At 65.8% G+C, this 24,941-nt stretch carries 27 protein-coding genes; 5 read left to right on the top strand and 22 right to left on the bottom strand.

Annotation, left to right across the window (positions count from 1 at the left end):
• Nucleotides 1-143: 143 nt before the first annotated feature.
• From ccoS to ccoG, 4 genes are read right to left on the bottom strand one after another with little or no spacing between them, the layout of a single operon-like run.
• Nucleotides 144-299 (bottom strand): cbb3-type cytochrome oxidase assembly protein CcoS, encoded by a 156-nt coding sequence (gene ccoS, locus DSD28_RS09450; RefSeq protein ID WP_119256135.1) that lies wholly within the window; start codon nucleotides 297-299, stop codon nucleotides 144-146.
• A complete protein-coding gene (locus tag DSD28_RS09445) occupies nucleotides 296-2,590 on the bottom strand; it encodes a cation-translocating P-type ATPase (protein WP_119256134.1) in 2,295 nt (764 codons plus the stop codon). Before DSD28_RS09445 ends, ccoS begins: the two co-directional genes overlap by 4 nt.
• Nucleotides 2,587-3,087 carry a FixH family protein gene (locus DSD28_RS09440; RefSeq protein ID WP_162911326.1) on the bottom strand — a complete coding sequence of 167 codons (501 nt, stop codon included), beginning with the start codon at nucleotides 3,085-3,087 and terminating at the stop codon, nucleotides 2,587-2,589. The genes DSD28_RS09445 and DSD28_RS09440 overlap by 4 nt, the downstream gene beginning before the upstream one ends.
• Nucleotides 3,084-4,655: a cytochrome c oxidase accessory protein CcoG gene (gene ccoG / locus DSD28_RS09435; RefSeq protein ID WP_119256132.1), complete on the bottom strand. Its 1,572-nt coding sequence runs from the start codon at nucleotides 4,653-4,655 to the stop codon at nucleotides 3,084-3,086. The genes DSD28_RS09440 and ccoG overlap by 4 nt, the downstream gene beginning before the upstream one ends.
• Before the next feature lie 213 nt (nucleotides 4,656-4,868).
• Here ccoG and DSD28_RS09430 point away from each other — a divergent pair, with 213 nt between their 5' ends.
• The 3 genes from DSD28_RS09430 (at nucleotide 4,869) to DSD28_RS09420 (ending at nucleotide 6,590) form a co-directional block, all read left to right on the top strand.
• Nucleotides 4,869-5,285, top strand: a complete 417-nt coding sequence (locus DSD28_RS09430; RefSeq protein ID WP_119256131.1) for an SRPBCC family protein — start codon at nucleotides 4,869-4,871, stop codon at nucleotides 5,283-5,285.
• Entirely contained in the window at nucleotides 5,282-5,638 is a 357-nt protein-coding gene (locus DSD28_RS09425) for a VOC family protein (protein ID WP_119256130.1), read from the top strand. The genes DSD28_RS09430 and DSD28_RS09425 overlap by 4 nt, the downstream gene beginning before the upstream one ends.
• A gap of 214 nt (nucleotides 5,639-5,852) precedes the next feature.
• Nucleotides 5,853-6,590, top strand: a complete 738-nt coding sequence (locus DSD28_RS09420) for a GGDEF domain-containing protein (RefSeq protein WP_119256129.1) — start codon at nucleotides 5,853-5,855, stop codon at nucleotides 6,588-6,590.
• A gap of 313 nt (nucleotides 6,591-6,903) precedes the next feature.
• Here the strand turns inward: DSD28_RS09420 and ccoP are convergent, their stop codons facing one another.
• Genes ccoP through ccoN form a run of 4 tightly spaced genes read right to left on the bottom strand, consistent with a single transcriptional unit; the run spans nucleotide 6,904 to nucleotide 10,300 of the window.
• Nucleotides 6,904-7,767, bottom strand: coding sequence for a cytochrome-c oxidase, cbb3-type subunit III (gene ccoP / locus DSD28_RS09415; protein WP_119256128.1), 864 nt, complete (start codon nucleotides 7,765-7,767; stop codon nucleotides 6,904-6,906).
• Between the two features lie 2 nt (nucleotides 7,768-7,769).
• Nucleotides 7,770-7,922: a cbb3-type cytochrome c oxidase subunit 3 gene (locus DSD28_RS09410; protein ID WP_119256127.1), complete on the bottom strand. Its 153-nt coding sequence runs from the start codon at nucleotides 7,920-7,922 to the stop codon at nucleotides 7,770-7,772.
• A 12-nt stretch (nucleotides 7,923-7,934) separates the two neighbouring features.
• On the bottom strand, nucleotides 7,935-8,666 hold the full coding sequence (gene ccoO / locus DSD28_RS09405) for a cytochrome-c oxidase, cbb3-type subunit II (protein ID WP_119256126.1): 732 nt from the start codon (nucleotides 8,664-8,666) through the stop codon (nucleotides 7,935-7,937).
• An 11-nt stretch (nucleotides 8,667-8,677) separates the two neighbouring features.
• Nucleotides 8,678-10,300, bottom strand: coding sequence for a cytochrome-c oxidase, cbb3-type subunit I (gene ccoN / locus DSD28_RS09400; RefSeq protein ID WP_119256125.1), 1,623 nt, complete (start codon nucleotides 10,298-10,300; stop codon nucleotides 8,678-8,680).
• 210 nt (nucleotides 10,301-10,510) lie between these two features.
• Between ccoN and DSD28_RS09395 the strand changes: the two genes are divergently transcribed.
• Nucleotides 10,511-10,993, top strand: a complete 483-nt coding sequence (locus DSD28_RS09395) for a hemerythrin domain-containing protein (protein WP_119256124.1) — start codon at nucleotides 10,511-10,513, stop codon at nucleotides 10,991-10,993.
• Between the two features lie 3 nt (nucleotides 10,994-10,996).
• Here the strand turns inward: DSD28_RS09395 and DSD28_RS09390 are convergent, their stop codons facing one another.
• The 8 genes from DSD28_RS09390 to hemN all read right to left on the bottom strand — a co-directional run bounded on the left by DSD28_RS09390 (nucleotide 10,997) and on the right by hemN (nucleotide 18,779).
• Entirely contained in the window at nucleotides 10,997-11,707 is a 711-nt protein-coding gene (locus DSD28_RS09390; RefSeq protein WP_119256123.1) for a PAS domain-containing protein, read from the bottom strand.
• Between the two features lie 237 nt (nucleotides 11,708-11,944).
• A complete protein-coding gene (locus DSD28_RS09385; RefSeq protein ID WP_162911325.1) occupies nucleotides 11,945-12,874 on the bottom strand; it encodes a lipid A biosynthesis lauroyl acyltransferase in 930 nt (309 codons plus the stop codon).
• 11 nt (nucleotides 12,875-12,885) lie between these two features.
• Nucleotides 12,886-13,914: a zinc-binding dehydrogenase gene (locus DSD28_RS09380; protein ID WP_119256121.1), complete on the bottom strand. Its 1,029-nt coding sequence runs from the start codon at nucleotides 13,912-13,914 to the stop codon at nucleotides 12,886-12,888.
• A 13-nt stretch (nucleotides 13,915-13,927) separates the two neighbouring features.
• Nucleotides 13,928-15,214, bottom strand: a complete 1,287-nt coding sequence (locus tag DSD28_RS09375) for a beta-ketoacyl-ACP synthase (protein ID WP_119256120.1) — start codon at nucleotides 15,212-15,214, stop codon at nucleotides 13,928-13,930.
• Nucleotides 15,215-15,224: 10 nt separating this feature from the next.
• Nucleotides 15,225-16,424, bottom strand: a complete 1,200-nt coding sequence (locus DSD28_RS09370; RefSeq protein WP_119256119.1) for a beta-ketoacyl-ACP synthase — start codon at nucleotides 16,422-16,424, stop codon at nucleotides 15,225-15,227.
• Nucleotides 16,425-16,426: 2 nt separating this feature from the next.
• On the bottom strand, nucleotides 16,427-16,909 hold the full coding sequence (locus DSD28_RS09365) for a 3-hydroxyacyl-ACP dehydratase FabZ family protein (RefSeq protein ID WP_119256118.1): 483 nt from the start codon (nucleotides 16,907-16,909) through the stop codon (nucleotides 16,427-16,429).
• Between the two features lie 112 nt (nucleotides 16,910-17,021).
• Nucleotides 17,022-17,306: an acyl carrier protein gene (locus tag DSD28_RS09360; RefSeq protein ID WP_119256117.1), complete on the bottom strand. Its 285-nt coding sequence runs from the start codon at nucleotides 17,304-17,306 to the stop codon at nucleotides 17,022-17,024.
• A 123-nt stretch (nucleotides 17,307-17,429) separates the two neighbouring features.
• Entirely contained in the window at nucleotides 17,430-18,779 is a 1,350-nt protein-coding gene (hemN, locus tag DSD28_RS09355) for an oxygen-independent coproporphyrinogen III oxidase (protein WP_119256116.1), read from the bottom strand.
• Between the two features lie 208 nt (nucleotides 18,780-18,987).
• On the opposite strand from hemN, the gene DSD28_RS09350 reads away from it, so the two are divergent.
• The gene (locus DSD28_RS09350) at nucleotides 18,988-19,713 is read left to right on the top strand and encodes a Crp/Fnr family transcriptional regulator (protein WP_119256115.1); all 726 of its coding nucleotides are present in this window, start codon (nucleotides 18,988-18,990) and stop codon (nucleotides 19,711-19,713) included.
• Nucleotides 19,714-19,722: 9 nt separating this feature from the next.
• Here DSD28_RS09350 and DSD28_RS09345 read toward each other — a convergent pair whose 3' ends face one another.
• From DSD28_RS09345 to DSD28_RS09320, 6 genes are all read right to left on the bottom strand, one after another.
• On the bottom strand, nucleotides 19,723-20,151 hold the full coding sequence (locus DSD28_RS09345; protein WP_119256114.1) for a L,D-transpeptidase: 429 nt from the start codon (nucleotides 20,149-20,151) through the stop codon (nucleotides 19,723-19,725).
• A 141-nt stretch (nucleotides 20,152-20,292) separates the two neighbouring features.
• Entirely contained in the window at nucleotides 20,293-21,273 is a 981-nt protein-coding gene (gene cbiB, locus DSD28_RS09340) for an adenosylcobinamide-phosphate synthase CbiB (RefSeq protein ID WP_119256113.1), read from the bottom strand.
• Nucleotides 21,270-22,280 carry a threonine-phosphate decarboxylase CobD gene (cobD, locus tag DSD28_RS09335; RefSeq protein ID WP_119256112.1) on the bottom strand — a complete coding sequence of 337 codons (1,011 nt, stop codon included), beginning with the start codon at nucleotides 22,278-22,280 and terminating at the stop codon, nucleotides 21,270-21,272. The genes cbiB and cobD overlap by 4 nt, the downstream gene beginning before the upstream one ends.
• Nucleotides 22,277-23,584, bottom strand: coding sequence for a cobyrinate a,c-diamide synthase (locus DSD28_RS09330; protein WP_119256111.1), 1,308 nt, complete (start codon nucleotides 23,582-23,584; stop codon nucleotides 22,277-22,279). The genes cobD and DSD28_RS09330 overlap by 4 nt, the downstream gene beginning before the upstream one ends.
• Entirely contained in the window at nucleotides 23,581-24,423 is an 843-nt protein-coding gene (gene cobA / locus DSD28_RS09325; protein ID WP_119256110.1) for a uroporphyrinogen-III C-methyltransferase, read from the bottom strand. The genes DSD28_RS09330 and cobA overlap by 4 nt, the downstream gene beginning before the upstream one ends.
• Nucleotides 24,423-24,899 carry a cobalamin biosynthesis protein gene (locus DSD28_RS09320; RefSeq protein WP_119256109.1) on the bottom strand — a complete coding sequence of 159 codons (477 nt, stop codon included), beginning with the start codon at nucleotides 24,897-24,899 and terminating at the stop codon, nucleotides 24,423-24,425. Before DSD28_RS09320 ends, cobA begins: the two co-directional genes overlap by 1 nt.
• Nucleotides 24,900-24,941: the final 42 nt, after the last annotated feature.

The raw sequence follows: 24,941 nt of genomic DNA, 5'->3' as shown, positions 1-24,941 counted from the left end.
GCGGGGATTGTTTCGGGCTCATGCCGGAAACGCCGCGCAAGAAGAGACTGAGGAGCTTAGCTCCAGCGGAGGTGTTTTGGCATTCAAATCGATTTACGACAAGCAATTGTTTGTTCGAACAGCGTTTTTAGAACCGCTCGAAATCACGTCCCCGGCTTGTCGTCGCCGTCGTCGAGCACGCGCCAGGCGGCGCCCTCGACATCGTCGTACTGGCCGCTCCTGAGCGACCAGAGAAAGGCCCCGAGGCCGAGCGCGCCGAGAAAGAGCGCGATAGGGATGAGGAAGATCAGCGTGTTCATGCGGCTCGCACCATGGTCTTGACCGGGCGCGCCTCGTCCGCGGCGCGGGCCGCGAAGGCCGGCATCCTGCCGCGCAGGCGAAGCGAGTTCACCACCACGATGATCGAGGAAGTGGACATGGCTATGGCGGCGATGAGCGGCGTGGCATGGCCGAGGATCGCGATGGGCACGGCGATGACGTTATAGCCGATGGCGAGCGCGAAGTTCTGCCGGATGAGCCGGCCGGCGCGCCGCGCGGTCTCATAGGCGAAGGGCACGGCTTCGAGGCTCTCGTGCAGGAAGACGAAATCCGCCGCCTGCCGGCCGACATCGGCCGCCGTCGCGGGCGCGATGGAAACATGGGCGGCGGCAAGCGCCGGCGCGTCGTTGATGCCGTCGCCGACCATCAGCACGCGATGCCCGGCTGCCGCCCGCTCGGCCACCGATTCCGTCTTCTCGCGCGGCGAGAGCGCGGCGCGCCAGCGGCCGATGCCGAGAAGGCCGGCGATGCGCGAGACGGCGGGGGCGCGGTCGCCCGAAAGGATCGCCATTTCGATGCCGTCCTGCCGGAGGGCGGCGATGGCCTCGCCCGCGCCGGCCCGCAGCGCATCCTCGAAGCGGAAGGTTTCGAGCACCTTGCCGTCGCAGGTGAGCACGACTTCCGAAAGACCATGCGCCTCCTCGCTCGCGGCCGCCCGGCCGCAGGCGAAGGCGCGGTTGCCTAGGCGCAGCACTCCCTGCCCCGTCACGGCTTCGAGCCCGCCGCCGGCAACCTCCGTCACCGCGTCGATCACCGGCGCGGGGCCGGCATTGGCGCCGGCCAGCGCCATCGACAGCGGATGGCGCGAATGGGCAGCGAGCGCGGCGGCAAGGGCAAGGTGCGCCCGGTTCAGCTTGTCCCGGTCGACGAGGCGCGGCTTGCCGAGCGTCAGCGTGCCGGTCTTGTCGAAGACGGCGGTGTCGATCTCGGCAAGGCGCTCCATGGCCGAGCCGTCCTTCACCATCACCCCGCCGGCAAAGAGCCGTCCGGCTGCAACCACCTGCACCACCGGCACCGCAAGGCCGAGCGCGCAGGGACAGGTGATGATCAGCACCGCGATGGCGACGAGCATGGCATGCTTCCAGTCGCCGTCGAGAAAGCCCCAGCCGAGGAAGGAGGCGAGCGCCAGCAGATGCACGGCGGGCGAATAGATCTGCGCGGCCCGGTCGGCGATGCGGCGATAGCGGGCCCTGCCGCCTTCGGCGGCTTCCATGAGGCCGATGACCTCGGAGAGGAACGAATTGCGCGCGGTGGCGACGGTCTCCACGGTGAGCGAGCCGGTGAGGTTCATCGCCCCGGCCTCGAGCTCAGTGCCGGGCGCGGCGGCCAGCGGATCGCTCTCGCCGTTGACGATGGAGCGGTCGATATCGCTCACGCCCGAAAGCACGCGGCAATCGACCGGGATGCGCTCGCCGGCCGCGATGGAGAGATGTTCGCCGACGGCGATCTCCTCGACCGGGCGATAGTCGCGCGAGCCGTCCGGCCTCACGACCATGGCCCCGCGCGGCGACAGGCGGGCAAGGCCGGTGATGGCCGAGCGGGCGCGGTCGCGCATGACGTGGTCGAGCGTGCGGCCGATGAGCAGGAAGAAGAGAAGGCTGACCGTCGCGTCGAACCAGGCATGCTCGGCGCTGTGCAGCGTCTCCCACAGCGAGACGGCATAGGAGAGCGTGATGGCAAGCGCGATGGGCACGTCCATGTTGGTGCGGCCGTGGCGCACGGCGTTCCAGGCGGACTGGTAGAAGAAGCGGCCGGAATAGATCAGCGTCGGCCCGGCGATGAAGGCGGAGATCCAGTGGAAGAGGTCGCGCGTCGCGTCTTCCGCGCCCGACCAGACGGAAACCGACAGCAGCATGATGTTCGTCGCTGCAAAGCCCGCGACGGCCACGGCGCGGATGAGCTGGTTGCGTAGCCTGTCGTCGCCCTCGGCGGCGAGCGAGAAGAGATGCGTGTCATAGCCCGTGGCGCGGATGGCGGCGGCGATCGCCTGCGGATCGGTACGGCGGCCCTCGACCTCCTCCTTCCAGACGACCGAGACGCGGCGCGTGGAGAGGTTGACGCGTGCCCGCGCGACTTCCGGCAGGGCGTTCAGAGCGCCCTCGACGGTGGTGATGCAGGTGCCGCAATGCACGCCCGGCACGCTGAGGTCGCTCTGGCGCAGCCCCTCGCCCACCGTGCGGCTGGCGAGCATCAGCTCCTCCGAGGACGGCAGCGCGTGGCTGGCGCGCTCGGCCTCCATCGCGCCTTCCGTGCCGGGTGCGCAGCAGCTCATTTCGCGCCTCCCGCGACCACGGTGCGGACGGTCTGGTGGAATACCTTCCTGCCGTCCTTCCTCGTGGCGATGTCGACGACCCATTGGCCGGAGGCGATGTCGCGCTCGGCCGTGAAGAGCCCCTGCCCGTCCGGCTGGAGCGCGAGGGTGAAGTCGTCGCGTTCGTCCACCGGGCGCTTGAAGACGGCGGAGACGTCGTCGGCAACGAGCGGCGCGCCCTTGGCGTCCACCACCCGATAGGCGACGCGGCCGGCCTCGATGGTCAGGCTGCCCTCGATGCCGCTGGCGGCGAGCGCCTTGGCCTCGGCGACCTTGCCGTTGAACTGTTGGCTGGCGACATAGGTGTTCGGCACGACGAGGCCGCTCCAGCTGTGCGAGGCGTTCCACGCCATGATGAGGTTCACGGTGATGATCGTTCCGAAGAATAGCACCATGACGCCCAGCATATGCCAGCCGGTGAAGACGAAGCCCTGTTCCTTGCGATCTGCGGCCATCACTTTGCTCCCGGCGTGTTGAATTTGGCGGAATAGACGTCGCGCTCGTGACCCTGCCGGTCCTCGGCGATAATCTGGAAGCCTTCGGCGGCTTCCGCAAGCCGATCCTTGGGCAGGGTGACGAAAACACGCAGCGCCGTCACCTTGTCGGGGTCGGCCGGCACGTCGACGCTGCGGCCGTCCGCGCTGTCATGGCCCGCTATCTTCATCGTCGCTCCCGGCATGCCCTCGATGGAGACGGTGATGACGCGCGGCTCGGGAATCATGTTGAGCAGCTTCACGGCATAGCCGTTGCGGATCGAGCCGTCCGATTCGACGACGAATTGCGGGTTGCGGTCGTGGATGACGTTGAGGTCGAGCCGGTCGCGCGACAGCAGCGCGAAGACGAGCGCAAGACCGGCCAGCGACCAGACGCCGAAATAGAGCAGCGTGCGCGGGCGGAAGATGATGCGCCAGTCGAAATGCCTGATCGCATCGATGAAGCGGCCGTCGGCATCGCGCACACGCTTCGGATCGACGGGAACCGTGCCGCCGGCGGTCGCCAGCGCCATGTTGGTCGAATAGTCCGAAAGGGTGGCATAGGCGATGAGGCCGCGCTCCTTGCCGAGCTTGTCCATCACGTTGTCGCAGGCGTCGATGCAGAGCGCGCAGGTAATGCATTCGAGCTGCTGGCCGTCGCGGATGTCGATGCCCATGGGACAGACGACGACGCAGGCATTGCAATCGACGCAGTCGCCGACGCTCTCGCCGGCGGCGATGGCCTTCTTGGCGTGGCGGGTGCGCGGCTCGCCGCGCCAGTCGTTATAGGTGACGACGAGCGAGCTCTCATCGAGCATCGCCGCCTGGATGCGCGGCCAGGGACACATATAGGTACAGACCTGCTCGCGCATCAGCCCGCCGAAGACGTAGGTCGTGGCCGTCAGGATGGCGACGGTGATATAGGCGACGGGCGGCGCCTGCAGCGTCACGAACTCGACGAGTAGGGTCGGCGCATCCGCGAAATAGAAGATCCAGGCGCCGCCGGTCGCCACCGCGATCACCAGCCAGGTGACGTGCTTGCTGACGCGCTTCCAGATCTTGTCGAGCGTCCAGGGGCCTGCATCAAGCTTCATGCGCGCGTTGCGGTCGCCTTCGATGGCGCGCTCCACGACGAGGAAAAGATCGACCCAGACGGTCTGCGGACAGGCATAGCCGCACCAGGCGCGCCCTACCGCCGAGGTGACGAGGAAGAGCCCAAAGCCCGCCATGACGAGCAGACCCGCCACGAAGAAGAATTCCTGCGGCCAGATCTCGATGAAGAAGAAGTAGAACCGGCGGCCGGCAAGATCGACCAGCACGGCCTGATCCGGCGCATGCGGGCCCCGATCCCAGCGGATCCACGGCGTCAGGTAGTAGATGCCGAGCGTGATCAGCATCACCAGCCACTTAAACTGGCGGAAGCGACCTTCGGCGCGCTTGGGGAAGATCTTCTTGCGCTTCTCGTAAAGCGGCTTGCGCACCTTCGCCGAATTGACGGGCTCCGCTTCGTGGCGCTCGACGGAATTATAGATCGTGGTGGAAGTCTGTTGCATGGGAGGGGCCGCACCTGTCGTTGTGCCGGCACAATGACGCCAACAGGGGCCGCTATCGTTGATCTACGTCAAGTTTCGCGCATCGCATGGCGTGGCGGGTTGCCGCAGAAGGCATTGTACGGCATGCGCGGCACACCGCTGCACGGCAATACGTTCACTTTTTGTTCGACATTTTTCCGTTACCCGCCTATGATCGGGAGAGAGGAGACAGCCATGACCACCCTTCCCGCCCGCATCGTCCACCGGACGATTCGACGTAACTGGCGCGCGGTCTACGATTTCGCGTCGAGGCCGGAGACCATGCCGCTCTGGGCGTCCGGTCTCGCCGCGGGGTTGACGCGCGACGGCGACGACTGGATCGCCGACGGCGGCCCCGTCGGCAATGTGCGCGTGCGCTTCGCCCCGCCGAACGAGTTCGGCGTCATCGACCATACGGTGACGCTGCCGGATGGGCTGCGGGTCGAAAATGCCCTGCGCGTCGTGCCGAATGGCGATGGCGCGGAGGTGATGTTCACCCTGCTGCGGCAGGCGGATATGGACGATGCGGCCTTCGCGGCGGACGCGGCGCATGTCGCCCGCGATCTCGACGCGCTGGCGCGATTGATAGAAAACGAGGAGAGGCCGCGATGAGCAGCAGGGACGCCGATCACAGGATCGACTATATCGAATTCAACGTTTCGGACATCGCGAGGAGCAAGGCCTTCTACGGCGGCGCCTTCGGCTGGACCTTCACCGATTACGGTCCGGACTATTGCGAATTCCAGGACGGCCGCCTCACCGGCGGCTTCACGACGACGGCGCCCGTAGCGGCTGGCGGCGGACCGCTCGTCATCCTCTTCGCCGACGATCTGGAGGACGCCCTCGCGCGCATCGAGACGGCCGGCGGAAAGATCGTCCGGCCGATCTTCGCCTTTCCCGGCGGCCGGCGTTTCCACTTCGCCGACCCCGACGGCTACGAACTGGCGGTCTGGTCGGACCGATAAAAACCTGCCGTAACGTCATTATGATCGCGAGGTGACTTTTATCGAATGAATTCAGGCTTTTTCAATCATCGGCTCCTAGAGCATTTCCAGCAAAAGCGCGAAGCGGTTTTGCGTTCGGAAATGCGGCAAAGAAAGAGTTGGAGCGTTTTCGCGATTCGGCGAAAAGCGGAAATGCTCTAGCGAGTGCCGCGGTTGAAACGGACGGGCTCGTTCGATGTACAGGATCCTCGGCAAGACATTGGCGGTGGCGGCGCTCTCCGTGCTGGCCTCGCTCATGATCAGCTTCGCCTTCGTGCCGATGCTGGGCGGCAAGGTCGCCGGCGCGGGCCTCGTCATGACCATCGCCTGCCCCATCGCCATCTCCATACCGGCCTCCATGCTGCACTTCTGGCAGGCGGAAAGGCTGCGCACCGCCAACACCGCGCTCGCCCAGGCGCGCGACGCGCTGGCGGCGGCCTATGACCGCCTGCAGGACCAGGCCCGGCGCGATGCCCTCACCGGCGTCCTCAACCGCGCGGCCTTCATGGCCGGGCTGGACGAGCGCAACCGGGCCGGCGCGCATGGCGGCCTGCTCTTCCTCGACATCGATCATTTCAAGTCGGTCAACGACCGATTCGGCCATGCGGCCGGCGACGAAGCGCTCGCCCGTGTCGGCACGGTGCTCTCGGGCCTTTCCGGCAACGGCGATCTGGTCGGACGTCTCGGCGGCGAGGAATTCGCCGTCTTCCTGCACGAAGCCGCGCCCGAGCGCATGCTCGACCACTCGCAGGCAATCCGCAAGGCGGTCGCGGCGATCGACCTGCGCACGCCCTCCGGCGTCCGCATCGCCCTCGGCATCAGCATCGGCGCCTTCCACTGCGCGCCTCACTTCGACCCGGCCGAAGCGCTCGCTGCAGCGGACCGGAACCTCTATCGCGCGAAATCGGCGGGCCGGAACACGGTCGTGGCCTGAACGGTAGCCCTGCGGGGCAGCGACATCGTTGGCCTTGCCGCATAGCGGCAGCCGACCTGTTACGGGTGTAAGTGTGGACCCTCGGCTCTAGGCCGAGGGTGACGGAGGGGAGCAAAGGTGCGCGCCCATCAGGCGGCGCGGCGGAGGAAACCATCGCCTTCAGCGTCGAAACCTTCCTGCCGTCTTCATCCTCGGGCTCGACCCGATGATCAACGCCATCCGGCACCTGCTCCGCCGATCCGGAACAACCCCTCGCCCCATAAACAGAAAGGCCGCGGTCTCCCGCGGCCTTTCCTCATGCGTGCTCTGGCGCCTACTCGCCGCCACCGAGCGAATGCACGAAGATGGCGAGTTGCTTGACGGCCGGGTCGCCAAGGCGGGGGAGCCAGGCGGGCATGACGCCGTGCTTGGGCGAGCGGACCTGCGCGGCGATGGCGGCTTCGCCCTCGCCCTTCAGCCAGATGGCGTCGGCAAGGTCGGGGGCGCCCATCTCGCGGTTGCCCTTGGCGTCCTCGCCATGGCAGGAAGCGCAATTGTCGGCGAAGACCTGCTTGCCGGGCTCGACCAGGCTCGCATCCGAGGGCGTTCCCGTCAGGCTGACGACATAGGCGGCGACTTCCTTGATCTGCGCCGGCTCGAGGATCTCGCCGAAGGCCGGCATTTCCGAGACGCGGGTCTCATCGTCGCCGGGATGGCGGATGCCGTGGGCGATGGTCTGGTAGATATCCTCCACCGTGCCGCCCCAGATCCAGTCGTCATCGTTGAGGTTCGGGAAGCCCGCGCCGCCGGCCGCGCCCGAGCCGTGGCACTGGGCACAGTTGACCTTGAAGGCCGAGGCGCCGCCCGAGATCGCGAACTGCGAGAGCTGCGGATCGGCCAGGATCTCCTCCAGCGACGACTTGGCGATGCGGTCGACATTGACGGCCTGCGCTTCCTTGGCGCTGGCAAGCTCGGCGGCGATGTTGGCGCGGCTCGACCAGCCGAGCATGCCCCGCGTCGCATCCGAGATCATCGGCCAGGCCGGGAAGGCGATGGTATAGCCGATGGCCCACAGGATCGTCAGGTAGAACGTCCAGACCCACCAGCGCGGCATCGGATTGTTCAGTTCCCTGATGCCGTCCCATTCATGGCCGGTGGTTTCGACGCCCGAGATTTCGTCGATATGCTTCTCGGCCATGATCAGTCCTCCTTGAGGGGGATTTCGGCGGCCCGTTCGGCAGCCTTGCGGCCGCCGGGGCGAAGGGTGAAGGCGAGGACGGCCACGAAGAACAGCGTCATGGCGAGCAGGCCCCAGCTGTCGGCGAAGTGGCGCATGGCGGTATAGGTTTCCATGAGACGTCCTCCTCAACGGTAGCCGCTGGCATCATCGTAGGTGGAGAAGTCCACCAGCGTGCCAAGCATCTGGAGATAGGCGACGAGCGCGTCCATTTCGGTGAGCCGCGCCGGATCGCCGTCGAAATCGCCGATCTTGGCCTTCGGGTAGCGGGCGAGAAGGCCCGCCGTGTCGGCGTTCGGATCGGCCTGCGCCTTCATGTCCGCCTCGGCGTTCTCGACCATCTCGTCGCTGTAGGGCACGCCGACGTCGCGGTTGGCCGTCAGGTGCATGGCGACGTTCTTCACCTCGAGGTTCGTCTCCTTGAGGAAGGAATAGCTCGGCATCACCGATTCCGGCACGACCGAGCGCGGCTCGATCAGGTGCTGGACGTGCCACTCGTTCGAGTAGCGGTCGCCGACGCGGGCAAGGTCCGGGCCGGTGCGCTTCGAACCCCACTGGAACGGATGGTCGTACATCGATTCCGCCGCCAGCGAGTAATGCCCGTAGCGCTCCACCTCGTCGCGGAACGGCCGGATCATCTGGCTGTGACAGACGTAGCAGCCTTCGCGGACGTAGATGTCGCGGCCGGCGAGCTCCAGCGGCGAGTAGGGCCGCATGCCCTCCACCTTCTCGATGGTGTTTTCCAGGTAGAACAGCGGGGCGATCTCGACGATGCCGCCGATGGTGACCACGAGGAGCGAGCCGACGAGGAGAAGCGTCGCGTTGCGTTCGAGGATGGCGTGTTTATCAAGAATGGACATTCTGTCCCCTCCTATTCGGCCGGCTGCAAGGCGGGCGCGGCGCCCGGGATCGGGGCCTCGTCACGCTGGTAGCCGAGGATTGTCATGGTCACGTTGTAGGCCATGATGATCGCCCCCAGGAGGAACAACCCGCCGCCGACGGCGCGCAGCACGTAGTAGGGGAACATGGCGGCGACGGTTTCGGCGAACGAGTAGACCAGGAAGCCCTGCTCGTCGTATTCGCGCCACATCAGGCCCTGCTGGATGCCGGCGACCCACATGACGGCCGCGTAGACGACGATGCCGAGGGTTGCGAGCCAGAAGTGCCAGTTGACCATGCGGATCGAGTAGAGGCGCTCGCGCTTCCACAGCTTCGGGACGAGGAAATAGATCGCGCCGAAGGTGATGAGGCCGTTCCAGCCGAGCGCACCCGAATGCACGTGGCCGATGGTCCAGTCCGTATAGTGGCTGAGCGAGTTGACCGACTTGATCGACATCATCGGGCCTTCGAAGGTCGCCATGCCGTAGAAGGCGACGGCCATGACCATCATGCGCACGATCGGGTCGGTGCGGATCTTGTCCCAGGCGCCCGAGAGCGTCATCAGGCCGTTGATCATGCCACCCCACGAGGGCATCCAGAGCATGACCGAGAAGACCATGCCGAGCGTCTGCGCCCAGTCCGGCAGCGCCGTATAGTGCAGGTGGTGCGGGCCGGCCCAGATATACATGAAGATCAGGGCCCAGAAGTGGATGATCGACAGGCGGTAGGAATAGACCGGACGGTTCACCTGCTTCGGGATGAAGTAGTACATCATGCCGAGGAAGCCGGCCGTCAGGAAGAAGCCGACGGCATTATGGCCATACCACCACTGCGTCAGCGCATCCTGCACGCCCGAGAAGGCCGAATAGCTCTTCGAGCCGAGGAACGAAACCGGGATCGCCAGGTTGTTGACGATGTGCAGCATGGCGATCGTCACGATGAACGACAGGAAGAACCAGTTCGCCACGTAGATGTGCGGTTCCTTGCGTGTCATGATCGTGCCGAGGAAGGCGACCAGATAGGCGACCCAGACGATGGTCAGCCAGAGGTCGACATACCATTCCGGCTCGGCATATTCGCGGCCCTGCGTGACGCCGAGCAGGTAGCCGGTGGCGGCCATGACGATGAAGAGCTGGTAGCCCCAGAACACGAACCAGCCGAGATTTCTGCCGAAGAGGCGGGCCCGCGAGGTGCGCTGCACGACGTAGAAGGACGTCGCGATCAGCGCATTGCCGCCGAAGGCGAAGATCACGGCCGAGGTGTGCAGCGGACGCGTGCGGCCGAAATTCAGCCAAGGCTCGATGTTGAGGTCGGGGAAGGCAAGCTGCAGCGCCACGAAGACGCCGACGAGGAAGCCGACGACGCCCCAGAACACCGTCGCGATGACGCCGTACTTGATGACCTCGTCGAAATAGCCGCCGTCATCCTGCGAGGATGGCGCGGGGCCGGCAGGCACGAAGGACACGCGCCGCACCATGACGAGCGTGCTGGCGAGCAGCACGAAGAAGAGGACCCACATATGGGCCTCGAAGAGCTTGTCCTGAGCGAAGGCCACACCGAGCAGCGCAAGGAAGGCGCCGACGGCCAGGACGATTGTTTCCGTTATGTATTTCATCGTTGGCATCCCCCAACCGGTCAAAGTACCGCAACGCCCGGTTCCCGCACGGAATCGGCCATTGCGCTCCATGGAGCCATCGCAGATGCGCGAGCCCGTATCCTTGACTTGGATCAAGGCGCGGATCGGAAGGTGGCGGCATCAAGGGACAGGTTGACGCAGCCGCGCGTCGAAAACACCGCGGCCCTCCCCTCAACGAGGAAGCACGACATGACGGATTACGCTGGCATCGCCCGGTTGCTCTCGGATCGCCCGACGGACACCGCTTCACTGGACTGGCTGAAAAAGGCCCATGACGCCCAGCTGGCGCTCTGTAGCGCACTGGAAGAAATTGCCGACAGCCTGCCGGCCAACATCAACCGGCAGAAATGCATCTACGCGGCCAAGTCCCTGATCCCGCTGATCAACGGCATCCATCGCTATGAAGAGGAAGCCCTGTTCCCCATGCTGGAAACGCAGGCATCGGGCGGCGAGGAAATGGCCGGGACGATCGCCCGGCTGAAATTCGAGCATGTCGAGGACGAGTGCTTCGCGGAAGAGCTGACCGACACGCTGACGCGCCTCGGCAGCGGCGACGGCAGCGTGAACGCGGAAGCCGCAGGCTACATGCTTCGCGGCTTCTTCGAATCCATCCGGCGCCACATCGCCTTCGAACAGCGGTTCATGCTGCCCGAAGCAGGCCTCGCGCCCTAGGTTTCAGGCCGCCATCGGATCGCGGAACTCCAGCATGTCCTGGAGCACGACGATGGCGCCCAGCACATGCCCGGCCACCGACATGCAGGGCGTCATCCGGCAACGGGTCATGCCCTTGCCCGGGCGGGTGGACATATAGTCGTATTCCACCGCCTCGCCCGTAAAACAGCGATCCAGATGCCGCTTCAGCAGGTTTTCGAAACGCGGGCGGCCGATGAATTCGGCGATGTGCCGCCCGACGAGATCGATGGGCTTGCCGCCGAAGCGCTCCGCATTCAACGGGTTGGAATAGATGTAGCGATAGTCGGTGGTGACGACCGCCACGCGGTCCGGCAGGCTGTCGAGGATCGCCTCGTTGAGCAGCCCATCCTCCATGACACGCGGCGCGGCAACGGGGCGAACTCCGGGAGACGGCCTGAAGCCGAGGAACGCGGCGCCCTCTTCGGTGCCGAAATAGCGGTCAAGCAGCAGCTTGAAATGGCGTGCCTGCCGGAGCACGCAGGCCTTGTCTTCCGCCTCCTCTCGCAGAAGATCCACGAAGAACTGGAATTGGGAGCGGAATTCGGAGGCGTCGCTCGCCTCCTTCTGCAGGACGGCCAGCAAGGCCGTTTCGATTTCCCTGTCCAGCATGGCGATGAGCTTTTCGTCTCCCGCCCTCACCGCATGCTGAAGTTGCGAATACTTAAACCAGAACAACCCTACAAGAGCTTTCAAATCATGCTCCATGAATTGCTGAGAACTACAGCAATTGCATCATCATTTTACTTATCGTGTCCGAATCGAAAGCTCTTTTTTGACTCTACCCTCCGTCAAACCACTGCCAAAGCGGGCGGCTCGATAAAATCATATAAGCGGAGGGAGATATGTCAAACCCATAATGGGACAGAAAACACGTAAATGGCGTGGCCGGATATGCTCAGCCGGGGAAATGAAGAAAGGAATTGGAAGCCATCAAGTATTAAGACTGCGCTTGATGTTCCAGCGGTCGTGATACCACAGCCACTGGCCGGGATATTCGCGCACCCATTGCTCCACCTTGTCGTTGAGCATCTGGGCCGTCGCATCGACATCGACCGCACCGTTCGCCTTGCGGGGGACCGCCATCGCCGGTTCCAGTTCCAGCCGGTAGCGGTTGCCCGGAAGGCGGATGCAGCGCGCCGGATAGACCTCGCAGTCGAACTGGCGGACGAGCTTGGCCAGCAGCGGATTGGTCCGCACGTCCTGACCGAAGAACTTCGTATAAAGCCCCTTGCCGAACTTCTGGTCGACAAGCACGCCAACCGGCTGTCCCGCCTCGAGCTTGCGGGCAAGCGTGAAGGAAGAACCGGCATGGGAGGGCACGAGCTGGCCCATCCGGGCCTTGCGGAACTCGAACACCTTCTCCGCGACATAAGGGTTGTTCGGTGGGCGGAAGAGCACAGTCACGTCCAGCCCGAAGGCCGCGCCGGCAACCGGCAGAAGCTCGAAATTTCCGGTATGGGCGGTGAAGACGATGAAGGGGCGCGGATTGTCGCGCAGATCCATGAAGAGCGGGATACCGGAGACTTCGATCCGGCCGGGCTCCGCCTTCTCCGGGTCGAAGTCGAACAGGCGGTCGAGGAAGACATACTCGGCGGCAAGCCGGCCCATATTGCCCCAAGCATCGAGCGCGATCGCCTCGATCTCCGCCTCGGATTTTTCCGGATAGGCATTGCGCAGGTTCGTCAGCGTCAGCGTGTGACGGCTTGTCTTGGGCCCGATCCGACGCGCGACGCGGTCGGCGAAATTGATCGCGCCGTCCGCCGGCAGGAGCTTCAGGATATTGAGCAGGCCGAAGGCGAGCTGCGCAACGAACCAGTCCTTCGAATTGCGCAGCGCCAGGACGAGGCGGGTGATCAGCATCCGCAACGGCGTCAGTCCAGCTTCAGGACGATCTTGCCAAAGATCTGGCGCGATTCCATGCGCTCCAGCGCCGTCTCGATGCCGTCGAAGGTGACTTCCGTGTCGATGACCGGATGCACGATGCCGCGCGCCATCTTCTGCATGGCATCCGCCATGTTCTCCATGCGGCAGCCGAAGGAGCCGAGGAGCTTGAGCTGCTGCTGGAAGAGCATCATCAGGTTCATGTCGGTGGAGACGCCCGAGGTGGAGCCGCAGGTGACGAGGCGACCGCCGCGCTTGAGGCAGAGCATGGAGCCGGCCCAGGTGTCCTTGCCGACATGCTCGAAGACGACGTCGACGCCCTTCTTCTTCGTCAGCTTGCGCACGACGCCCTCGAAGCGGTCTTCGCGGTAATTGATGACGTGGTCGGCACCCAGCGCCTTGGCCTTCTCGATCTTTTCGTTCGAGCCGACCGTGGTGATGACGGTGCAGCCGATCTTCTTGGCAAGCTGGATCGCCGCCGTGCCGATGCCCGAACCGCCGGCATGGACGAGGATCGTCTCGCCGGGCTCGAGCTTGGCGTTGTCGAAGAGCATGTGCTCTACCGTGCCGAAGGTGACGGGCGCGAGCGCTGCGGCAACGGCATCGATGCCGGGCGGTGCCGGAACCAGCAGGCGGGCGGGAAGGTTCACCTTCTCCTGCGCGAAGCCGTCGAGATGGAAGCCGTAGACACCACCGACATGTTCGCACAGGTTGTCACGCTTCTCGCGGCAGGGCTTGCAGAGGCCGCAGGTGCGCGCGCCGTAGATCGAGACCAGCTGGCCGGGCAGAACGTTGGAAACGCCGGGGCCCAGGGCCTCGACGACGCCGGCCGCTTCCGCACCGATGACCAGCGGCATCTTGCGCTTGGCAAAGGCCATGCCGCGCCAGCCCCATACATCGATATGGTTGAGGGCGACGGCCTTGACGCGCAGCGTCACCTCGCCCGGGCCGGGAGCTTCCGGTTCCGGGATATCGGTGATTTCAAGCTTGCGGTCGTCGAGAAGCTGGAGGGCGCGCATGGTAGAATTCCTATCAGGCCGGTTCGGCCGTCATCACGAGGCTGGCGTTCTGGCCGCCGAAGCCGAAGGAGTTGGACAGAACCGCCGTGACGCGCGCATCGCGCTTCACGTTCGGCACGACATCCAGCTGGATCGTCGGGTCGGGGTTCGTGTAGTTGATGGTGGGCGGCAGGGTGCCGGTCAGCATGGTCTGGATCGAGAACACGGCCTCGACCGCGCCGGCGGCCGTCAGCGTGTGGCCGATCATCGACTTGTTGGACGAGACCGGGATATTCGCCAGCTTGTCGCCGAAGACGGTCGACATGGAGAGATACTCCATCTTGTCGTTCTCGGGCGTCGAGGTGCCGTGGGCATTGATGTAGCCGATGCCGCTTTCGTCGATGCCGGCGTCTTCCAGAGCCGCACGGATCGTCGCGATGGCGGGGCCGCCATCCGGCGAGGAGCGCGTGCGGTGGAAATGGTCGGCCTTCTCGCCGCAACCCTTGAGGATGCCGAGCACCTTGGCGCCGCGGGCAATGGCCGATTCCAGCGATTCCAGCACCAGCGTCGCCGCACCTTCGGCAATGACGAAACCGTCACGATCCTTGCTGAACGGCTTGGAAGCCTTGGTCGGCGGGTCGTTCTGCGTGGAAAGCGCCGAGAGCAGCGCGAAGCGGATCAGCGCCTCGGCCGTCACCGAGCCATCGGTGCCGACGGTCAACGCGCGGTCGGTGCGGCCCTGGCGGATCGCCTCGACACCGAGCTGGATCGCCGTCGCGCCGGAAGCGCAGGCGGTCGACAGCGTCACCGGAAGGCCGCGCGTGCCGTAGCGGTCGGAAAGCCGCTCGGAAATGGAGCCGAAGGCCCAGGCTTCATGCAGCGCCGGGCTGGGATTGTCACGTAGCACGGCAAGGAAGCGGTCATAGGCATCGCCCGGACGCTGCGAGGCCGGCGCGCGGTCGGCGAGCGCGAAGCGGTCGCGCCAGTCCGGTTCGATCGGCGGGGCAGCGAGGAAGAGCGGGCCGCCGAACTCGCCGGAGATACCGGCCTGCGCCAGCGCCTCGTCGGTCGTTTCGCGGGCGTAGGCATAGGAGCGCTCGACCGGGTTTTCGACCGGCACGTCGATGAAATCGACCGTGCCGGAAATGCGGGTGTTCAGCCCGTCGACCGGAAAGCGGGTGATGCCATGGATACCCGAAACGCCGCCTGTGAGCGCGGCCCAGTTGTCCTTGAGGCCCTGCCCGAGCGACGTGACGACGCCCATGCCCGTCACGGCGACGATGGGGCGACCGAGATGATCCCTGTAAGCGGCATTCGTCATGGCCGGAACCTCACTTCTCTGCGGAAAGGATTGCGACGCCCTCGCCGCGCGAATGGCCGACCGTCGTGACGACGGCCGTAGCGGCAGGTGCGTTCATGGCGGCCTCGACGGCCGTATCGAACGGCGCGACCTTGACGCCCGCACCGAGCGTCAGCGCGGCAAGCGACAGGCCGAGCGGGAACTGCGCTTCGAGCGACTGGCCGATGACGGCGCTGTAGCCGCGCACCGCGCTGCCGGCAAAACGCTGGTCGAGCCAGGCCTTTTCGCGGGCCGTCGCGTCATGCGCGCCGGATGCACCGGAGAAGACGACGGTTTCGTTGCCCGCCGAAGCGCCTTCGGCAAGACGCTCGAGACGCGCTTCCAGCCGGCCTTCGTCACGCGAGCCGCGGTCGCCACCGATGGCGTCGATGGTCGCGTAGATGCGCGCGCCACGAGCTTCCGCATGTTCGCGGGATTCCAGGATGAGGAAGGCAGCGGCCGAGCCGGTGATGATGCCGCCACCGGCATTCTCGTCACGCGACCAGAGCGGCGTCCAGCCGCCCGTCGCATGCGCGCCGATGGCTTCATAGAGCAGGATAACGTCTTGGCGCTCGGCAACCAGCGCACTGCCGACAAGCGTATGGGTCGACTGGCCGGCACGGATGCGGTGGAAAGCGGTCTCGACGGCGCTGATGCCGGCAGCTTCCTCGCCCATGAAGGTGCGCGACGAACCCGTGACCTTGTGCACGATGGAGATATTGCCCGCGAGCAGGTTGGAAAGCTGGGCGAGGAACAACGTCGGGCGCAGTTCCGTGGTCAGCTTCTCGTTGAGCAGGCGCTCGCGGTCGTTGCGCTTCAGGCCTTCGTCGACGATCAGCGAATCGACCGTGATGTCGCGCTCGCCGCCGCCGGCCGCCACGATCATGTCCATCGTGCCGCAGGCATCCGCATCGTCCTTGAAGCCGGCATCGTCGAGCGCCAGGCCCGCGGCGAAGACGCCGAGACGCTGCCAGTTCTCCATCTGGCGCTGGTCGCCGCGCTTGGGTATCTGCTGGTTCCAGTCGATCTCCGGCATCGGATGGACCGGATAGGGCGCGAAGCGCTCCGTATCGATCTTCAGCTCCGGAGCCTTTGCGCTTCCCAGAATCTGCACATGGGCCTCGGCCCCGACACCGTGACAGGTGACGATGCCGACGCCGGTGATGACCACATCGTTCTTCGCCTTCGCCATGCTCACTTCCCTTCAGCAGACGCTGCCAGCGCCTCGAACAAACCCACCTCGCCCGCGCGCTTGCGCACGATATCGGCCAGCGGCACTTCGGCAAACGGCATGGTGCGCAGCTTGAGCTGCGCGTCGCACACCTTCTTGCCGGCCGACGTAATCTTGGTCTTCGTCACCGCATAGCCCGATCCGTCATGCTCCAGCACGGCCTCGATGTCGAGTACCGCGTCGGGCTCGACGAAGGTGCGCATCTTGGCCCCGTCGACGCTCATCAGGAAAGGCATGGCCGCAAAATCGGATGCCGCCAGCACGAGGAAGCCGGAAGCCTGCGCCATGGTCTCGATGAGCAGCACGCCGGGAACGAGCGGCATGCCGGGGAAATGGCCCTCGAAGACTGGGCTCTTGGACGGAACGACGGAGCGGGCCTTCAGCACGCGGCGCGCGCCATCGACGGCTTCCACCCGGTCGATCATCTGGAAATATTCTAGCAGCATCGGATATGCCTCCGCCGAAAACCGAAAGGCCTGCCGAAGACGGCAGGCCGATAGCCCCTTGCGCCGGGATCGTCCGGAACAGCGCCGCCAGCGGCGGCCGGGCGCCGTATGATCAGGCCTTGGCGGCCCGCAGTTCGTCGATCTTGGCGCAGAGGTTCTTCAGGACGAAGTATTCTTCCGTCGCGACCTTGCCTTCGTTGACGTCCTGCGTCCACTTTTCCAGCGGGATCTTGATGCCGAATTCCTTGTCGATCGCAAAGACGATGTCGAGGAAGTCCAGGCTATCGATGCCGAGATCGTCGATCGTGTGGCTTTCCGGCGTGATCGTCTCGCGATCGATCTCGCTCGTTTCAGCAATGATGTCGGCAACCTTGTCGAATGTAGCAGTCACGCCCATACCTCATGAATCTATAGTTGGGCGATCCTATATGGAAATCCGATGCGATTGCCAATGGGGTTGATGAGGGCCCTGCATGATCTGCGCCCCTGTGTTGCGGAAAGAACATGCCCAAGCCCGCCGTCAGACCGCGATGGAATGCCGCCCGCGCCCGCTGGAAAGATGCGCATCGAACGCTGCCGCGACCGTGCGGGCGAAAGGCTTGCCCGCCTCCGTCAACATGAACCTGTCCCCCTCGATGCGGCAAAGGCCGTCCCTGTCCGAAGCGGCGAAGCCGCAGGCCTCCGCCCGGATCGTCGCGGCGAAAAGCGAATGACGGATGGCAAGATCGGCGAAGGAAAAGCCGAAATCGCACATCACCCGTTCGATCACGAAGGCGCGGGCGCGGTCTTCGTCAGTCAGCGCATAGCCGCGGACGACGGCGACACCGCCCTCCTCCACCCGGCGCAGATATTCGCCGGTCGCCGGCATGTTCTGGAAATAGCCTTCCGGCAACTGGCCGATGGCCGATGCGCCGAGCCCGATCAGGGCATCGGCCTGGTCGTCGGTATAGCCCTGGAAATTACGGCGAAGCGTGCCGTTGCGCGCAGCAACGGCGAGCCGATCGGCCGGCAGGGCGAAATGGTCGATGCCGACGGCCTCATAACCGGCGGTGACCAGCATTTTCCCGGCCATCGTCATCTGGGCAAAACGCGCGGCGATATCCGGCAAGGCCGCTTCATCGATCATCGTCTGGTGCTTCTTCATCCACGGCACATGGGCATAGCCGAACAGTGCGACACGGTCGGGGCTAAGCGAGATGACGGCGCGCACCGTCTCCGCCAGCGTCTCCATCGTCTGGTATGGCAGGCCATAGAGGATATCGCAGTTCACCGAGCGCACGCCCCTTTGCCGCGCCGCTTCCACGACGCCGCGCGTCTGCTCGAAGGTCTGGATGCGGTTGATCGCCTTCTGCACCTTCGGATCGAAATCCTGGATGCCGAGGCTGGCACGCGTCATGCCGATTGCGGCGAGCGCATCATGCCGCGCCTCGTCTAGGTCGTTCGGATCCATCTCCACCGAGATTTCCGCCTCGGGCGAGAAGGCGAAGCTCCGCTCGAGACAGCGCTTCAGCGCCACCATGTCGTCCGGCCGCAGCAGCGTCGGCGAGCCGCCGCCGAAATGCAGCGCCGTGACGGGCGCCTCCCGCGAGACGCGCCGGCCGACGGCCGCAATCTCGGCATGAAGGCCCTTGAGATAGGCTTCGACCGGCTCGTAACGAAGGGTCTGCTTGGTGTGGCAGGCGCAGAACCAGCAGAGCCGGTCGCAATAGGGAACATGCGCATAGAGCGACAGGCGGTTCGCCTTTCCCAGCCGTCCCAGCCCTTCCGTATAGACCTGCGGACCGATCCCCGCGTTGAAATGCGGGGCGGTCGGGTAGCTTGTATAGCGCGGAACCGGGGAAGAAAGGCGTCTTACGAGTGCGTCCTGCATGGAATATCTCCTTCGCATACGCAAATAACCCCGAAAGGCGCGCCGCCATTTGATTTTGATCAAGTGAAAGCCGGCGGGACTGCGCTACGATTTGACAATAGTCAGGAAGCGCTATTTTGCCGCGAGGCGGCACGCTTTATGTTCATGCCTGCGTGGGCTAGCACGGCATCGTTGCGTCGTCAGCCGCGGGGCGAAAGGAAAAGCCGACATGGAAGTTCGCCGTCAGGATATCCATAATTCCGACATTCCGCTGGTCTGCCGCGCCTGCGAGGCGCGCCATGGCGGCGTGTGCGGCGCGCTGACGGCCGAACAGCTGACCGAGCTCAACAAGCACTCCTCCCGCCACCGGCTGGAAACGGGCGCCGAGGTGATCGGCCAGGGCGAGACGATCGTCAATTATTCCAACATCATGCGCGGCGTGGTGAAGCTGACCAAGGTCATGGCAGACGGCCGTCAGCAGATCGTCGGCCTGCAGTTCGCCCCCGACTTCCTCGGCCGCCCTTTCCTGGAAGAGAGCGCGATCACCGCGGAAGCTGCCACCGAAAGCGAAGTCTGCAACTTCCCGCGCAACGTACTCGACCGCCTCGTCAGGCGGACGCCCGAGCTGGAGCACAAGCTGCACCGCCAGGCGCTCAAGGAGCTGGACGAGGCGCGCGACTGGATGCTGACCCTCGGCCGCAAGACGGCACAGGAGAAGGTGGCGAGCTTCCTCTACCTCATCGCCACCCATATCGACCCGGAAAGCGTCGACATGTCGTCCTTCGACCTGCCGCTCTCACGCGCCGACATCGCCGACTTCCTCGGCCTCACCATCGAGACCGTCAGCCGTCAGTTCACCAAGCTGCGCAAGGAAAACGTCATCCGCATCGAGAACAACCGCCACGTCACCGTCCCCGACATGGACCGGCTGATGCGCTTTGCGGGCAACGACTGATCCCCGCCCTCAGCGCGAGATGACGATGCGGGTGTTCGAAAGCCCGCTGTTGTTCGCCAGCTGGAAAAACGTCGCGGCGTTGGAGGGATGCAGCCGCACGCAGCCGTGCGAGGCGGGACGGCCGAGGCGCTTGGTGTCGAAGGTCGCGTGCACCGCATAGCCGCCGTTGAAGAAGATCGCATAGGGCATCGGCGCATTGTCGTATTTGCGCGAGCGGTGGTTGCGCGAGGCCCATTTCGCCTTCCACGCGCCCGTCGGCGTGCCGAAGCCCTTGCGGCCCGTCGAGACGCGCCAGCGGTGTTTCACGATACCGTTCTGAGTAACGATCATCGTCTGTGAAGAAAGGCTGACCTCCGCGACAAGGTTGGCGGAAAGTGCAGTCTCGGCCTGGAACAGGACCAGAAGGAATGCGACCGCAGTCGCAAGCAAGCCACGCATGATTTCCCCTCTATTCGTTCGCGCATGACATCGGCGCCATGTCTGACAGCAAGACAGACTATAGAAGTTCCAGCCTTCCACAATATTGACGGGGGTGGAGAAAAGAAAACGAAGTTAAGACGTAAAATTTTATCGTTGCGCCTAGACGGAGGCCGCAAGACCTGCCGCCAGCAGCACCGTGACGGCAAGAACGGCGCAGGCGGCCGAGAAGATACGCAGCGACAGATCGATGTCGGCGACCGTCGCGACGGTGCGGCCGGCGGCATTCATCATCGGTTCGTCGACGCGCGCGCCGCCGTAGATGCGCGGACCTGCAAGGCCGATGCCGAGCGCGCCGGCCATGGCCGCTTCCGGCCAGCCGGAATTCGGCGAGCGATGCAGGCCGGCATCGCGCAGCGCCGTGCCGATGGCCGCGCGCGCCGCCCGCCGGCCCTGCGCCAGCCATGCGCCAGCGGCGATGAAGAGGATCGACAGGCGCGCGGCGGGCCAGTTGGCAAGGTCGTCGAGCCGGGCGGAGGCCCAGCCGAAATCGAGATATTTCTCGCTCCTGTGGCCGATCATCGAATCGGCCGTGTTGAGCATCTTGTAAGCGAAGAGGCCCGGCAGGCCGAGAAGCGCATACCAGAGTGCCGGGGCGATGACGCCGTCGGAGAAATTCTCGGCAAGGCTCTCGATCCCGGCGCGGCAGACCGCCGGCTCGTCGAGCGTCGCCGGATCGCGGCCGACGATCATCGACACGGCCCGCCGCCCGCCCTCGAGGCCGTCGTCCTTGAGCCCGGTCGAGACGGCGCGGACATGGTCGTGAAGGCTTTTCTGCGCGAGGAAGACAGCGACGACGACAACCTCGACCACCGCGCCGACGACGCCGAGCGGCGCGAAAAGCCGGTGCAGGACGAAGCCAGCGAAAAGGCTGGCCGCAAGCAGCACGGCAATACCGGCAGCCCCATTGAAGCGCCGCGTCGCCGGCGAAAGGCGCTTGCCGTTGAAAAGCCCATCCATCGCCCCGATCGCCCGGCCGAACAGCACGACCGGATGCGGCACGCGCTGCCAGAGCCTGTCGGGATCGCCGACGAGGCGATCCAGCAGCAGCGCCAAGAACAGGATCAGCAGCGTCTCCGTCATCGGCCCATCACATCCGCCAGCGCCGCGGCCAGCCGACCATCCCCCGTGGCGTCGGGGGAAAGGCCGAACCGCAGCCATCGCGGATTATAATCGAAAGGACGCACCAGCACATGATGGCGGCAAAGGCCTTCATGGATGGCGGCGGCATCCGCATGGTCCACCAGCGAAAAGAGGCCCGTTCCACCGGCAACAGTAAGGCCCGCAGCCGCCAGCACCGCGTCGAGCGCGGCCTTGCGCTCGTCGATGGCGCGGCGGATGGCGGACGTGTCGGAGGCCATGAGCGTGGTCGCGATCGTCAGCGCCGGGCCGGAGACGGCCCAGGGGCCGAGCCCGTCCTCGATGCGGTCGAGCACCGCCGCCTCGCCAATGACGAAGCCGAGGCGAAGACCGGCAAGGCCGAAGAACTTTCCGAAGGAGCGGAAGACGAGAAGGCCCGGCCTGTCGTCGCCGGCAAGCGGCGCGATGCAACCTTCCGGGCGCATGTCGCCGAAGGCCTCGTCGACGACGAGCAGGCCGCCATTCGCGGCGACGCGCGCATGGAGCGACAGCAGCGCGTCGCGCGGGAAAAGCCGGCCGTCGGGATTGTTCGGATTGACGACGACGACGAGGCCGTGCCCGGCCGTCACCGCATCGAGGCTTGCGATCCGGTCCACCGCCACGCCGGCATTGGCGAGCACGCGGGCATATTCGCCATAGGTGGGGGAAAGCACAGCGGCGCGGCGGCCGGGCGCGAGGAGACGCGGCAGGAACTGAATGGCTGACTGCGTGCCGGGCACGGGAAGCGGAAGGGCTTCCGGCGTCGCATAATAACGCTGCGCGGCGATGCGGGCGGCATCCTGGCGGTGGCGATCCGGCAGGCGGTGCCAGGCGGCGATGTCCACCTCGGGAACGGCGACGGGATGGGGGTTGATGCCGGTCGAGAGGTCGAGCCAGTCCTCGGGTTTGCCGCCGTAGCGGGCGGCGGCGGCGGCAATGCCGCCGCCGTGGACGATGCGCGGCGCGCTCATGCGGCCTCCGGTGCAAGGTCGATCAGGTGCATGTAGGAGCCGCTGACGGCCCCCCGGCGAAGCCCGGCCACGCCGAGATCCTCGCCGACGGCGTCCGTGACGGCGAAGAGCCGTTCCGCCTCTCCCTCCTGCACGAGGGTCGAATAATGGAACTCGTGCGCCGTCATCGGCGCGGCAAAGCCGGAACCCGCCAGCGGCGTGACGCGGCGATAGCCGAGATGGCGGCGCCGCTCGGCGAAGCTGGTGACGAGCGGCAACAGGCCGAGCATGGCATGGCGCGTTCCTGCTGCATCGACCAGCCCTTCCCCGAGTGTCATGTAGCCTCCGCATTCGCCATAGATGCGCGCGCCGCGGCGCGCGGCCTCCAGCATGCCCTGACGGAAACGGCCGGCATTGGCAAGCGTCCTAGCATGCAGTTCCGGATAACCGCCGGGCAGGTAGACCGCATCGGCATCGGCCGCGGGCGCCTCGTCGGCAAGCGGGGAAAAGAACGAAAGGCTCGCCCCCGCCATGCGCCAGCCGAGCAGCAGGTGCTGGTAGGTGAAGGCAAAGGCCCGGTCCTCGGCAACCGCGATGCTTTGGCCGAGCGGCGGAAGGTGCAGGACGACAGAAGGCGGCAGGGAAGAGGCGCGGCCGGAAGCAAGGGCGGCAAGACGGTCGAGATCGCAGTCACGGGCCACCACGCCGGCGGCATGGGTGATGAAGGCCTCCAGCGCCCCATGCTCCCCCGCCTGGATGAGGCCGAGATGCCGCTCCGGCAGGGCAAGCGCCGGGTCGCTGCGCAGCACGCCGAAAATCGCGATACCGGCGGTTTCCAGCGCCGCGCGCAGCATCGCCTCGTGCCGGGTGCTGCCCACCTTGTTGAGGATGACGCCGGCGACATGCACATCGCCGCGATGATCCCTGTATCCTCTCGCCAGCGCTGCGACGGACTGCGACATGCGGCTGCAATCGATGACGAGCACCACCGGCAGGCCGAGCGTCGCGGCCAGATCGGCCGGCGCGCCCGTGCCGTCGGCCGCCCCGTCGAAAAGGCCCATCATCGCCTCGATAAGCAGGAAATCCCCCTCGCCCGCCTGATTGGCGGCATTGGCGCGGATGAGGTCCGGGCGCATGGCCCAGGGATCGTAGTTGAAGCAGGGTTTTCCGCTCGCCGCGGCATGGAAGGCCGGGTCGATGTAATCCGGCCCCGCCTTGCCGGAAACGAGGCGGAGGCCGGCATCGGCCAGCGCGCGGGCAAGGCCGAGCGTCACCGTCGTCTTGCCGGAGCCGGAGGCGGGAGCGGCGATGAGCAGTCCGCTCATGCCGGATCCTTCCTTTCGCGCGAGCCGAAGGGATCGGGTGCGAGCCTGCGGCCGGCGGTCAGCGCGCCGATCCAGTCGAGCGAGGGGCGAAGGCGCACGACCTCGCCCACCACGACGATGGCGGGCGGCTCGATGCCGGCGGCGGCGACATCCGCCTCCGCGCGGGCGAGCGTCGTCTCCAGCACCGCCTGCTCGCTGGTCGCCGCATTGCAGACGAAGGCGACCGGCTCGTCCGGCGAGCGCCCGCCGGCGACGAGATTGGCGGCGATCTGGCCGATATGCTTCATCGCCATGTACATGACGATGACGGGCGAGCCTTTGGCGATGCCCTCCCAATCGATACGATCCGGCACGAGCCCGGAGGAATCGTGCCCCGTCAGGAAGGTGACGGCATGGTTGACCTCGCGGTGCGTCACCGGAATGCCGGCATAGGCAAGCCCCCCGATGCCCGCCGTGATGCCCGGCACGATGCGGAAGGGAATGCCGTGCTCGACCAGCGTCAGCGCCTCCTCCCCGCCGCGCCCGAAGACGAAGGGATCGCCGCCCTTCAGCCGCAGCACGCGATGGCCGGCGCGGGCGAGCTCGACCAGCCGCAGCGAAATGTCCCGCTGCCTGTGCGAGGGCTTGCCGCCGCGCTTTCCGGCAAATTCCAGCACGGCGCCGGGACGCGCCAGCGACAGGCAATCGGCATTGACCAGCGCGTCATGCACGACGACATCGGCCTGTTGCAGCGCATTGGCGGCATGGAGCGTCAGGAGGCCCGGATCGCCGGGGCCCGCGCCGACGAGCCAGACGGCGCCTCTTTCCATCGGCGGGAGGGCGGAGAACAGGGCGTGCATCAGATGTGCTCCCGGCTTGAATCGAAATGCGAGGACATGGAATCGCCTTGCGAGGAAACGGCGACAAGCAATTGAACGGATTCAGCCACCGCCGCCGTGGCGTGGGCAGATTTCGTCTTCTCCACGACCAGCCGCCCGCCCGCCCCCGCCTGCGCCAGCGCCGCCGCTTCGGCAACACCGTGACAGCCCGCATGGGCGAAGACGAGGTCAGACGGATTGGCAAGCCGCGGCGTCTCGGCTTCGAGGCGCGCGGCGGAGAAGGTCACAAGCGGCACGGAAAAATGCCGCGCGACGGCCTGCATGGCCGGCTCCTCGGCGCGCATGTCCAGCGTCGCGACGAAGGCGATATCCTCCGGGCGGGTCACGATGGAAATGGCGAGATCGACGAGTTCGCCCGGTGGCGTTCCGCGCTCGCAGCCAAGGCCGAGAACGAGCGGTCGTCGTCCGGTGTCGGGTGATGGGGCCTCGGCGCTCATGGCGGTCTCTTGCTAAATTCCACGCGAAGAGCCCGGCCTTGC

The sequence above is a fragment of the Shinella zoogloeoides genome (assembly GCF_003574625.1).
Taxonomy (GTDB): Bacteria; Pseudomonadota; Alphaproteobacteria; order Rhizobiales; family Rhizobiaceae; genus Shinella; species Shinella zoogloeoides_A.
This window is presented reverse-complemented; position numbering and strand designations above follow the sequence as displayed.

Bases quoted from the DNA above. Each gene is read 5' to 3' on its own strand.
- DSD28_RS09425 (WP_119256130.1), top strand. From the start codon at position 5,282: ATGAGCAGCAGGGACGCCGATCACAGGATCGACTATATCGAATTCAAC.
- DSD28_RS09410 (WP_119256127.1), bottom strand. From the start codon at position 7,922: ATGGAAACCTATACCGCCATGCGCCACTTCGCCGACAGCTGGGGCCTG.
- DSD28_RS09430 (WP_119256131.1), top strand. From the start codon at position 4,869: ATGACCACCCTTCCCGCCCGCATCGTCCACCGGACGATTCGACGTAAC.
- DSD28_RS09345 (WP_119256114.1), bottom strand. From the start codon at position 20,151: ATGCGTGGCTTGCTTGCGACTGCGGTCGCATTCCTTCTGGTCCTGTTC.
- ccoP (WP_119256128.1), bottom strand. From the start codon at position 7,767: ATGGCCGAGAAGCATATCGACGAAATCTCGGGCGTCGAAACCACCGGC.
- DSD28_RS09445 (WP_119256134.1), bottom strand. From the start codon at position 2,590: ATGAGCTGCTGCGCACCCGGCACGGAAGGCGCGATGGAGGCCGAGCGC.
- DSD28_RS09375 (WP_119256120.1), bottom strand. From the start codon at position 15,214: ATGACGAATGCCGCTTACAGGGATCATCTCGGTCGCCCCATCGTCGCC.
- DSD28_RS09420 (WP_119256129.1), top strand. From the start codon at position 5,853: ATGTACAGGATCCTCGGCAAGACATTGGCGGTGGCGGCGCTCTCCGTG.
- cbiB (WP_119256113.1), bottom strand. From the start codon at position 21,273: ATGACGGAGACGCTGCTGATCCTGTTCTTGGCGCTGCTGCTGGATCGC.
- ccoG (WP_119256132.1), bottom strand. From the start codon at position 4,655: ATGCAACAGACTTCCACCACGATCTATAATTCCGTCGAGCGCCACGAA.
- hemN (WP_119256116.1), bottom strand. From the start codon at position 18,779: ATGCAGGACGCACTCGTAAGACGCCTTTCTTCCCCGGTTCCGCGCTAT.
- cobD (WP_119256112.1), bottom strand. From the start codon at position 22,280: ATGAGCGCGCCGCGCATCGTCCACGGCGGCGGCATTGCCGCCGCCGCC.
- DSD28_RS09320 (WP_119256109.1), bottom strand. From the start codon at position 24,899: ATGAGCGCCGAGGCCCCATCACCCGACACCGGACGACGACCGCTCGTT.
- cobA (WP_119256110.1), bottom strand. From the start codon at position 24,423: ATGCACGCCCTGTTCTCCGCCCTCCCGCCGATGGAAAGAGGCGCCGTC.
- DSD28_RS09360 (WP_119256117.1), bottom strand. From the start codon at position 17,306: ATGGGCGTGACTGCTACATTCGACAAGGTTGCCGACATCATTGCTGAA.
- DSD28_RS09350 (WP_119256115.1), top strand. From the start codon at position 18,988: ATGGAAGTTCGCCGTCAGGATATCCATAATTCCGACATTCCGCTGGTC.
- ccoO (WP_119256126.1), bottom strand. From the start codon at position 8,666: ATGTCCATTCTTGATAAACACGCCATCCTCGAACGCAACGCGACGCTT.
- ccoS (WP_119256135.1), bottom strand. From the start codon at position 299: ATGAACACGCTGATCTTCCTCATCCCTATCGCGCTCTTTCTCGGCGCG.
- ccoN (WP_119256125.1), bottom strand. From the start codon at position 10,300: ATGAAATACATAACGGAAACAATCGTCCTGGCCGTCGGCGCCTTCCTT.
- DSD28_RS09365 (WP_119256118.1), bottom strand. From the start codon at position 16,909: ATGCTGCTAGAATATTTCCAGATGATCGACCGGGTGGAAGCCGTCGAT.
- DSD28_RS09330 (WP_119256111.1), bottom strand. From the start codon at position 23,584: ATGAGCGGACTGCTCATCGCCGCTCCCGCCTCCGGCTCCGGCAAGACG.
- DSD28_RS09370 (WP_119256119.1), bottom strand. From the start codon at position 16,424: ATGGCGAAGGCGAAGAACGATGTGGTCATCACCGGCGTCGGCATCGTC.
- DSD28_RS09395 (WP_119256124.1), top strand. From the start codon at position 10,511: ATGACGGATTACGCTGGCATCGCCCGGTTGCTCTCGGATCGCCCGACG.
- DSD28_RS09380 (WP_119256121.1), bottom strand. From the start codon at position 13,914: ATGCGCGCCCTCCAGCTTCTCGACGACCGCAAGCTTGAAATCACCGAT.
- DSD28_RS09385 (WP_162911325.1), bottom strand. From the start codon at position 12,874: ATGCTGATCACCCGCCTCGTCCTGGCGCTGCGCAATTCGAAGGACTGG.